Origin of the sequence: uncultured Flavonifractor sp. (assembly GCF_944387675.1) — a bacterium.
Classification (GTDB): Bacteria; Bacillota; Clostridia; order Oscillospirales; family Oscillospiraceae; genus Flavonifractor.
This window is the reverse complement of record NZ_CALXFV010000086.1, coordinates 1-9,807: the sequence shown is the minus strand read 5'-3', so window position 1 is coordinate 9,807 and position 9,807 is coordinate 1. Positions and strand designations below refer to the sequence as shown.

Here is a 9,807-nt window from a genome sequence, read left to right as displayed (position 1 = left end):
AAGAAGATGCCGGAGCGCCCTTACCATTGGATTGGTCAATCGGTTGCGGGTATTCTGGAACGGATGGAGTACACCGGTTGTACCTGCAATTTCAAGACCTATTCCAAGTCCTACAAGCTGAAAAAACGGATTCCCAATGCCATCGAAGATATGTGCATCTTCCCTGATACGCAGGAAGCAATCGTTTCCCAGGCTCAGTGGGACAGGGTGCAGGAGCTGCGAAAAAACAAACGCCGTCCCACAAAAGCCCAGCGGCAGGGATTGTTCTCCGGGCTTCTGTTCTGTCCCGATTGCGGGAATAAGCTACATTTTGCTACCTGCAAGAGCTTTGACGGCAAGCAAGACCATTATGATAGACTATTCCACATGATGATTGATAAGAAAATTACAAATGCTCAGTTAAAAGATATGGCAGGAGTTAGCGCGAATATCCTTACAAGACTAAAACGGAACGAATATGTTTCAATTGAAAGCATTGAAAAAATTTGTAAGGCATTGAATTGCAGTGCTGACGAGATATTAGAATTTTTACACGAGGATTAAATTATAGGAGCCCAAAATGAGTAGAAACAATAAAGAGATTAGGACCATTAGCCTCTTTTCAGGTGGTGGTGGATTAGATATTGGTTTTGAAAAGGCTGGCTTTAACATTCTTTTTGCTACAGACTTCAATCACGAATGTTGTGAAACTCTTAAACTCAATTCGGGAACTACTCTTTCTTCTGATATGATTGTTGTTGAACAAGACATTACCACTATGGATTTAAGTATACTACCTACCGATGTTGATTTAATAATTGGAGGTCCCCCCTGCCAATCTTTTTCTGCATCTGGTCGTAGAGCTGGAGGAGCAGCTGGTCAATTAGATCAGCGCGGAAATCTATTTAAGAGCTATTGCAAAGTCGTAGAAAAAGTTAAGCCAAAGGCTTTTCTTTTTGAAAATGTAAGAGGTATTCTCGGAACAAACAAAGGAAAAGATTTTCAGAATATTGTGGATTCTTTTTCTGCACTTGGTTATGTCATAGAACATCGCATTTTGGATGCGGAAGATTATGGAGCACCGCAACAAAGAGAAAGAATGTTTATTGTTGGTCATAAGAATGACAAATCTTTTTTGTATCCCAGACCAATTTATGGGATAGATAGTATTGATAAAAAAGAATATGTTTCAGTTGGTGAAGCAATTTCTGGATTACCATTTACAGAAAAAGATTGTTTGGAAACTAAATTCGAGGGTGGAAAATACTCTGAATTATTGCCATTAGTTCCTCCGGGAAGTAATTATTTGCATTTTACTGCAAAGAGAGGTTATCCAGAGCCTATTTTTGCATATAGATCAAGATTCTCTGATTTTTTGTATAAGGCTAATCCGGACTATCCGGTAAAAACAATTATTGCATCACCTGGAAAATATACCGGCCCATTGCATTGGGATAACAGATATTTTACCATTGCAGAGTATAAGCGCATCCAGGGGTTTCCTGATGAGCATATTTTCTTTGGTGATAGGGCTGCACAAATAAGACAAATTGGTAATTCTGTCTGCCCTAAGATTGCATACTATATGGCTTTAGCAATTAAAGAGCAAATTTTCGACATGCCTACAGGAATTGATTATTTACAACCTGGGGATGTTCTTTCTTTTGATAAGAGAAAAGGGAAAAAGGCGCAGAAAACAAAGGCCTTACATCAGGCAGTTCTTGAAAATCGCAAAAAACATCCTATGGATATGTTTCATTTATTTCCTTTTCAAGATCATGTTACCCCTACCACAGCTAAAGTAAAAGACAATCTTAAAGTTGCAATTGATGAAAACAATGTAGTGGCCATTGATGTAAGAACAGATACAAGCTCTAAAATTCAAGCAATATTGAAACTTGCAGCATTTGATGGAATAAATAGAGATCGAAAAATTGAATTAAAAATCACGGTACATGGAGAGAGTGAGCATGGAGTTCAAACTATGTGGAATGCCGTCGACGTTTGGGTAAAAAAATCAAGCAACTTTCGGTCATTAGTTGAATTGTATGGCCATTTCACTGAACCACACCCTATTTTTGAAGTGTTGTCTTTTGAACGCAGATCTGATTTGCCTATTTTCAAATTCGCTGATCATTGTATGAAATTTGAAAATTGTTCTGCTTATTTTCCCAAGGAGAAACTTCTTGATATGTGGGGAAATCATTTTCAGAAAGATAGTTTTATAGAACTTGCAAGGACATTGAGACGATATAGATTTGACATTAGATGTCATGAAACCAATATAGCTATTCCTCAGGGAGTATATATGGTAGCTTATCCGTTTACGCTCCCATATGATAAACAAATGAATTTCTATGTAAGAGAGGAACAATTAAATGGCTAAAAAAGACATTCCAAGACCAAAGGATCTAGATGAAAAGATTAGTGCCAAACTAGACGAGGCTTTCGAAGTTGCTGAAGAATACTTTGTAACAAAAAAGGAAGAAATTCCAGCCTTCGCATCGGATAATCTGAATTAGGAATTTATCGATGCATTAGAAATAATGGCAAAATATTGTGAAAAAGCATCTACTGGCTATAGCAATCTAATTACAAGCTTGTCAATCAAGTCAGTCTTTGGCGAAGCGGTTGATGTTCGATATCATCAAGTCCAAATCCAAGATAAGACAGATAGGCCAGCAGGCTTTAATTTCCGAGGAGTATCTGAAGAAATTATTTATCCTTGGATGGACGCACATGAGTTTCATGGTGCAAAGTCAGGTTGGCAAACTCGCACATTCGAAAGACCAAAACCATATATGCTGGATTATGATGAAAACATCGGCACTATAAAAGTACCATTTTTAGTTGCGTATGATCAGGTCGAAACACACAAACAAAGTGCATTTTATGCATTAGCCTTCCTTTTATGGAGGCGGTTACAACTGAGAGAAGCCTCTAAGATTGTACTAGCAATTCCTAAAATCCAAGATGTTCTCCAAATCACCAACTTGTTTGAAGCGCACTTTTTTTATAAATATAAAGATTCTAAAGGCGCTTCAAGATTGCCGGTATTGGCACTATATGCGATATATACCGTTCTATTGGATGAAATTAGTAGATTCAATGGGAAACATTTAAAATCGCTAGAAGCTCATTCAGCAGCAGATGCGCAAACTGGTGCCATTGGTGATATTGAAGTGGTAGACGATAAAGGAAATCCCTTTGAGGCTATCGAGGTAAAACACGGCTTACCAATTACAACAGCAATGGTTGATTCTGCAAAGCAAAAAATCAGAGGTAGCCAAGTCGACAGATATTATATCTTAACGACTCATGCACAACATGAACCGAGCGAAGCCGTTCTCAAGGAAGTTAAAAATGTCAAGAAGTTATTAGGATGTCAGTTGATTGTTAATGGTGTAATCCCAAGCATTAAATACTATCTACGCATGCTTACCAATCCGGGTGCTGTTCTTCCTGCTTATGTAAAAAAACTAGAAGAAGATGAAGCTATCGGGTTTGAGCATCGTGATATTTGGAATAAAATTGCTACAGGTATTATTTCGACAGAAGACCATTAGTTTTTCTGACAGGAGCCGAACAGCAATAGCTGTCCGGCTCAGACTGTCGGGGAAAGTGGTGGAGCCATGCAGTCCACTGTGCGCAGGATTTGTCCGCCTGCGGCGGATGAATCCTACACTTGCGGCCTGAGCAGTATTTTCAGCCACACGCATGTCGCGGCTGAAAACGGTCTCGAGGTCTTTTCCGTCAGCTTCGCTTTTTACACATTTATGGCTGAGAAATGCCGCTTCCGTCCAGAAGAACGGTATAGGTAATACAGCTTGCGTTGCCCTCCGGGCCAGGCGCAAGCTCTTCCACCTGGCAGAGCCAGCCTGTGCCGGCCTCATTCAGGCCCACGCAGGTGATGGTGCGGCTGACGCCGTCCTGGCTGGGACCGGTGAGGACCCCGCTGCTGTCCGCGGTCAGACTGTCCGCCGGCCAACCCAACCACAGGGCCAGCTGCTCCACCGCCTCCGCCTGGGTAAGTCCCGCTGTGGCGGCGCTGTTAGGCAACCCGGTGGGATCGGGCTGCTGTTCAGGGGCGATGGAGAAGGTATTGGGCTCCGCTGCCGGAACCATTTCCTGAGCCGGTGCGGGAGTTGTGGAGGAGACGGCGTTCCCCGCCGCCTCTTCGCCGAAGTTGGATCGCTGAGCATCTGTTTCGCCGCTCTCCAGATTCCGGCCGCTCTTTTCGACGGTTTCGGCCTGCTCCTGCTCTTCGGGCGACTGGGCCGCGAGGGCGGCGGAGTCGGTGTCCTGGGCCATGGCTACCTCCGCGTCGGCGCCCGCGGGTATCTGCGCGATCCCACTCCGGGAGGCAGCGCCGTCCCACTGGCGCAGAGCGCTGCTGCCCGCAACCACCAGCACCAGCACCGCCGCCAGGGAGGCCAAAGAGCGCCACCGCCACTGGGTTTTCTTCCCCTGGAAGGGGGTGACCTTGGACTGGCGCACCGCCGCCATAATATCGCCCTTCAGGGCCGCCGGGGGCTGGGCCGCCAGGGAGGGCAGCTCCCGGTGGAGCGCCTCAAACTCAGCCAGGAGGGCGCGGCACGCCGCACACGCCGCCAGATGCTCCTCCAGAGCAGCGGATTCTTCCGCCGTCAGGGCGTTGTCCACCTTGGCGCTGATAAGCTCCAGCGCCTGATCACAATTCAGCATGTCGTTCCCTCCTTTCCGCGCGAAGCGTTGCTCCGCTTGTTTCAGTCTATGGACGAAAAGCCGTCAAAAAAGTTCCCGTGCTCTTTCAAATATTTCCGCAGAGCCAGTCTGGCCCGGGCGATGCGGGACTTGACGGTACCCTCCTCCAGATCCAGCAGCTGGGCAATCTCCCCGTAGGACAATCCCTCCAGTTCCCGGAGGATGAGCACCTTCCGATGCTCGGCGGACAGGGCGGCCAGGCCGGCCCGGAGAAGGTCCCGCTGCTCCCGGCGCTCGGCCTCCAGGTGGGGGGAAAAGCGCTCGTCAGGCAAATCGGCCTGCTGCGCCTCCCCGTCGTCGTCAAGAGAGACCGTCATGGACAAGGTGTTCCGCCGCTTCTCCCGACGGAGGAAGTCAATGCACACATTGCTGGTGAGCCGGTAGAGCCAGGTGGCGAAGGAACTGTCCCCCTGGAACTTTCCCAGCCCCTTCCAGGCGTTAAGGAAGGCCTCCTGGCACAGCTCCGCTGCGTCGTCCGGGTTGCCCACCATCCGCAGGGCCAGGTTGTAGATGCGCCCCTGGTTCTGCTCCACCAGGGCGGCAAAGGAGTCCTCGTCTCCCCGTCTGGCCCGCTGGACCAGCTCCCACTCCGGTTTCATGCCTTCCTCTCACCTCGCTTCCCAGGCGTCAGCGCGCCCCGTCTTTCAAATCCCGCTTGATGCCCGCCGTTACCCTGTAAATGTCCGCCAGGGTGGACACATGGCTGATCTGCTCCTTGTAATACCCCGCGTAGGGGACCCCTTTCAGATACCAGGCATAATGTTTCCTGGCCTCCAGGCAAGCGATGTGCTCTCCCTTGTGGGCGGCGGACAGCTCGAACTGCCGCACCGCCGTGTCGCACCGCTGGGCCAGGGGGGGCAGCGGCGGAATGGCATCCCCCGCCAGGGCGGCCTGCGCCCGCTGAAACAGCCAGGGGTTGCCGAAGCAGCCCCGTCCAATCATGGCCATGTCCGCCCCGGTGTAGTTCAGAATGCGGACCGCGTCCTCCGGTTCAAACACGTCCCCGTTGGCGATGACCGGGATGGACACCGCCTCCTTCACCGCCTTGATATAGTCCCAGTTGGCCCTGCCGGCGTACATCTGGGTCTTGGTGCGGCCATGAACCGCCACGGCGGCCACCCCGGCCTGCTCCATGGCCCGGGCAAATTCCACGCAATTGATGGAACCCTTGTCCCAACCCAGCCGGAACTTCACCGTTACCGGCCGGCCGCCCGCTCCCCGGATGACTGCCTCAGCCACCTTTACCGCCAGATCCGGGTTCTTCATCAGGCCGGAGCCGTCCCCGGAATTGGCCACCTTGGGTACCGGACAGCCCATGTTGATATCGAGAATGTCCGCCCCGGACACCGCCCCGGCGATGGCGGCGGCCTCCTGCATACAGGCCGGGTCGCTGCCGAAGAGCTGGGCGGCGGCAGGATGTTCGCCCTCGCCCAGCTTCAGCAGGGGAATGGACTTTTTATCCTGGTAGCACAGGGCCTTGGCGCTCACCATTTCGGTGACGGTGTATCCCGCCCCCAGCTCCCGGCAGACGGTGCGAAAGCCCAGATCGGTCACTCCGGCCATCGGAGCCAGCGCCAGCCTGGAATTTATAGTAATATTGCCAATTTTCACAATGTCCCCTCATGTGTTATAAATAGTGGCGTAACAAACGTATCATACCACATGGCCGGGATTCAAGCAAGGCTGTTTCCCCGCCCCGTATGAACGGAAAGGAGCGTTTTAGATGGATAAGTATGTTTGCGACATCTGCGGTTATATCTACGATCCCGCCAATGGCGACCCGGAGAACGGCGTGGCCCCCGGCACTCCCTGGGAGAAGGTGCCTGCCGAGTGGGTGTGTCCTCTGTGCGGCGTGGGTAAGGATCAGTTTTCCAAGCAGTAAAAAAACGGCGGTCCGCTCTTCCCGGGAGGTTCCCGGAGGGCGGGCCGCCGCTTTTTATGGTTTCCGGCGGAAGATGTCCGGCAGGGACATGCCCAGGGCCTGGAGTCCGGCCAGGTAGAGAACCCCGCTGAACACCAGGCACACCCCCATGGCGGGGATCTGGGCCAGGCCGTGGGTACACAGCACCTGGAACAGCAGCCGGGTGACCAGACCCGTCAGCAGGGCGGCCAGGCCTGGGGCGGTACACCAGGGGAAGAGCCTGGCCCGCAGCCCGGTGGTCCGGCGGATGCCCCGCCAGTTGAGCCAGGCGCCCAGAACGGCGGAGGCCACAAAGCCGGCCACATAGCCTTTCAGACCGACCCCGGGCAGACCCATAAGAAAGAAGGTGCAGCCCAGCTCGGTTACCGCCGACAGCAGGGCGTTGCGGGCGGCGGTTTTTTGCCGTCCCACACCGTTGAGTGCGCCGGCCAGCACCGCCTGGTAGCAGGTGAAGGCCACTCCTACGGCCAGAGGGAGCAGAAAATCCCCCGCCGCCGGCTCCCGGAACAGCAGCACCCCCAGGGTGGGACCCAGTGCGGTAAGCAGGGCCATGGCGGGGAGCACCAGCACCGAAGTGGCCAGCATGGCCCGGTCCAGCCGGCTGCGCACCAGATCGGTCCGTCCCAGGGCGGCGGCCTGGGCCAGTCTGGGCATCAGGGTAAGCCCCAGGGCGCCGATGAAGGCGGTGGGGAGGCAGAGCATGGGGATGGTCATGCCGCACATCACGCCAAAGGCGCTCATGGCTTGGCTTACCTCAGCCCCCGAGCGCACCAGCTGCTGGGGGATGAGTACCGCCGTGGCCGAGCCCATGAGGTTACCCAGCAGGCTGGTCATCCCCACTGGCAGCGCCACCCCCGCCACCCGCCGGGTCAGCGTCCGGCGGGCAGGCGGCGTCCCGGGCAGTCCGGCGGCCCGATCCAGACTTCGCCGCGCCAGCAGCAGCAGAGTGAGGGCGGAAAACAGTTCGCAGCCCGTCATGCCCAGCACAATAAGAGCCACCGTTCGTTCCGGGTTCTGGGGCAGGAAGAGCACCAGCAGCCCCAGCACCGCCGCCGCCCGGATCAGCTGCTCGCACAGCTCCACCGCCGCCGGAGGCCGCACATTTCCTGTGCCGTAGAAGTAGTGCTTGTGCAGGTTTTCCACTCCGGTAAGCAGTACGCAGGGCAGCAGCAGCACCAGCCCCATCTGGGTGCGGGCGTCCCCCAGCAGATAGACCGAAATGGGGTCGCAGCACAGGATCACCACCGCCGCTGCCGGAATCAGCAGGGCCAGAAACAGGGTCAGGCAGCGGCGCAGCAGGGCGGAGATGGCCGCCCGGTTGCCCCTGGCGTGGTATTCTGCCGACAGATTGGATACCGCCGCCGTCAGTCCCACCGCGGTGACGGACATCAGCACGGAGTACACCGGCATCACCAGCTGGTACAGGCCCATCACCTCCGCCCCGATGAGGCGGGAGAGGAAGATGCGGTATACAAACCCCAGTGCCTGGGAGAATATTCCGGTGCCGGTCAGCAGCAGGGTGCCGTATAGCATGGATGTGCGCTCGAGCTTCATGGCTGCGCCCCCCTTCCCCTGTCACTCTATTCCTCACAGGTTGTCCGGCATACGTCATCCGTTGACAAACCGGGAAAGAAGGGGTATCATATCCTCATTAACGCATTGCAGTGCGAAAGCAGGGAAATGAAATGATTGCGACCATAATCAATGTAGTTCTGATATTGCTGGGCAGTGTGCTGGGGCTGTTGTTCAAAAACCGCATCAGCGCCCGGTTTGCCACAGGACTGACCTTTGCTCTGGGCCTGTGTGTGCTGGGTATCGGCATCACCAGCATGATTGCCACGGCGAACAGTCTGTGCGTTATTGTGTGCATGGTGGTGGGTACGCTGCTGGGGGAGGCCATTGACATTGAAAAGCGGATGGACGGCGTGGGGGAGCTGCTCCGCCGCCGGCTGATCCGGGGAGAGGGCAACAACCGCTTTGTGGAGGGCTTTGTCAACGCCTCGGTGCTGTTCTGCGTGGGTGCCATGGCCATCAACGGCTCCATGGAGGCGGGCATGAATCACAACTATGATATTATCATCTCCAAGGCGGTGATTGACGGGGTGACGTCCATTACCTTTGCCGCCGCCATGGGGGTGGGAGTGGCCTTTGCCGCTCTGCCCATTCTGCTCTATCAGGGGGGGCTGACCCTCATCTTCGGGGCGGTGGGCCAGGGGATGGACCCGGCGGTGGTGACGGAGATGAGCGCCGTGGGAGGGACTATCATCGCGGGCATCGGGATCAATATGCTGGGGCTGCCCAAAGAAAAACTTCGTGTGGGCAATATGCTGCCGGCAATTTTTCTGCCCCTGGGGTACATTCCGCTGAGCCAATGGCTGGGCGGATTAATGGCATAGGACGAATTGGAAAAAGAAGGATTAATTAGGAGAATATCGGACAAGAAGTAAAAAACAGACGGGACAGTTTGACCATTCTCCTGAGAGACACAAAGCCTGGATTTCCAGGCTTTGTGCATTTTTTACATAATCATTGACAAAAAAATAACGCTTTTCTGCCTGCATTTTGCTTGCCTGTTGGGCCGGAAAGGATTATACTTATTAGGAAAGGCAGTGTTAAAAAAATAACGATTCTGACCTTATATGAGCAAAATTAAGGAGGCAGGGCAAAATGGGATTCGTGAAGCTGGAAAAGCAGGGCCACGTGGGCGTGGTGACCATTGACCGGCAGGAGGCGCTGAACGCGCTGAACAGCCAGGTACTCAGCGATCTGGACGCGGTCATCGACCAGGTGGCGGCTGACGACGAGATCTATGTGATGATTCTGACCGGAGCGGGCCGTTCCTTTGTGGCGGGGGCCGACATTGGTGAGATGAAGGGCTTTTCCTCCATTGACGGCAAGAAGTTCGGCGTCCACGGCGGCGGCGTGTTCCTGAAGCTGGAGAACATGGCCAAGCCTGTCATCGCCGCTATCAACGGCTTTGCTCTGGGCGGCGGGTGTGAGCTGAGCATGGCCTGCGACATCCGCCTGGCCAGTGAGAAGGCCCGGTTCGGCCAGCCTGAGGTGGGTCTGGGCATCACCCCCGGCTTTGCCGGCACCCAGCGGCTGCCCCGGATTGTGGGCGTGAGCAAGGCCATGGAGCTGATTCTCACCGCCAAGACCATCAA

General features: G+C 53.7%; 11 protein-coding genes. 7 read left to right on the top strand and 4 right to left on the bottom strand.

The annotated features are described in order from the left end of the window. The 4 genes from Q0J74_RS08645 to Q0J74_RS08630 form a co-directional block, all read left to right on the top strand. A partial coding sequence (locus tag Q0J74_RS08645) for a helix-turn-helix domain-containing protein (RefSeq protein WP_297213386.1) occupies nucleotides 1–543 on the top strand: 543 nt, incomplete at its 5' end. Between the two features lie 16 nt (nucleotides 544–559). Then, nucleotides 560–2,365 carry a DNA cytosine methyltransferase gene (locus Q0J74_RS08640; RefSeq protein WP_297213383.1) on the top strand — a complete coding sequence of 602 codons (1,806 nt, stop codon included), beginning with the start codon at nucleotides 560–562 and terminating at the stop codon, nucleotides 2,363–2,365. Next, a complete protein-coding gene (locus Q0J74_RS08635; protein WP_297213380.1) occupies nucleotides 2,358–2,501 on the top strand; it encodes a hypothetical protein in 144 nt (47 codons plus the stop codon). Before Q0J74_RS08640 ends, Q0J74_RS08635 begins: the two co-directional genes overlap by 8 nt. 24 nt (nucleotides 2,502–2,525) lie before the next feature. Further along, nucleotides 2,526–3,545: a hypothetical protein gene (locus Q0J74_RS08630; protein ID WP_297213377.1), complete on the top strand. Its 1,020-nt coding sequence runs from the start codon at nucleotides 2,526–2,528 to the stop codon at nucleotides 3,543–3,545. A 208-nt stretch (nucleotides 3,546–3,753) separates the two neighbouring features. On the opposite strand, the gene Q0J74_RS08625 is transcribed toward Q0J74_RS08630, so the two are convergent. Genes Q0J74_RS08625 through dusB form a run of 3 tightly spaced genes read right to left on the bottom strand, consistent with a single transcriptional unit; the run spans nucleotide 3,754 to nucleotide 6,333 of the window. After that, nucleotides 3,754–4,683 carry a zf-HC2 domain-containing protein gene (locus Q0J74_RS08625; RefSeq protein WP_297213374.1) on the bottom strand — a complete coding sequence of 310 codons (930 nt, stop codon included), beginning with the start codon at nucleotides 4,681–4,683 and terminating at the stop codon, nucleotides 3,754–3,756. 41 nt (nucleotides 4,684–4,724) lie between these two features. After that, nucleotides 4,725–5,321: an RNA polymerase sigma factor gene (locus Q0J74_RS08620; protein WP_297213371.1), complete on the bottom strand. Its 597-nt coding sequence runs from the start codon at nucleotides 5,319–5,321 to the stop codon at nucleotides 4,725–4,727. Nucleotides 5,322–5,349: 28 nt separating this feature from the next. Further along, entirely contained in the window at nucleotides 5,350–6,333 is a 984-nt protein-coding gene (gene dusB, locus Q0J74_RS08615) for a tRNA dihydrouridine synthase DusB (RefSeq protein WP_297213368.1), read from the bottom strand. 112 nt (nucleotides 6,334–6,445) lie between these two features. Here dusB and rd point away from each other — a divergent pair, with 112 nt between their 5' ends. Continuing rightward, nucleotides 6,446–6,604 carry a rubredoxin gene (rd, locus tag Q0J74_RS08610; protein WP_297213366.1) on the top strand — a complete coding sequence of 53 codons (159 nt, stop codon included), beginning with the start codon at nucleotides 6,446–6,448 and terminating at the stop codon, nucleotides 6,602–6,604. Between the two features lie 54 nt (nucleotides 6,605–6,658). On the opposite strand, the gene Q0J74_RS08605 is transcribed toward rd, so the two are convergent. After that, nucleotides 6,659–8,197, bottom strand: a complete 1,539-nt coding sequence (locus tag Q0J74_RS08605) for a putative polysaccharide biosynthesis protein (RefSeq protein ID WP_297213363.1) — start codon at nucleotides 8,195–8,197, stop codon at nucleotides 6,659–6,661. Nucleotides 8,198–8,328: 131 nt separating this feature from the next. Between Q0J74_RS08605 and Q0J74_RS08600 the strand changes: the two genes are divergently transcribed. Further along, on the top strand, nucleotides 8,329–9,039 hold the full coding sequence (locus Q0J74_RS08600; protein WP_297213360.1) for a DUF554 domain-containing protein: 711 nt from the start codon (nucleotides 8,329–8,331) through the stop codon (nucleotides 9,037–9,039). A 271-nt stretch (nucleotides 9,040–9,310) separates the two neighbouring features. Continuing rightward, nucleotides 9,311–9,807 (top strand): enoyl-CoA hydratase-related protein (locus tag Q0J74_RS08595; RefSeq protein WP_297213357.1); only part of this gene is annotated, 497 nt, incomplete at its 3' end.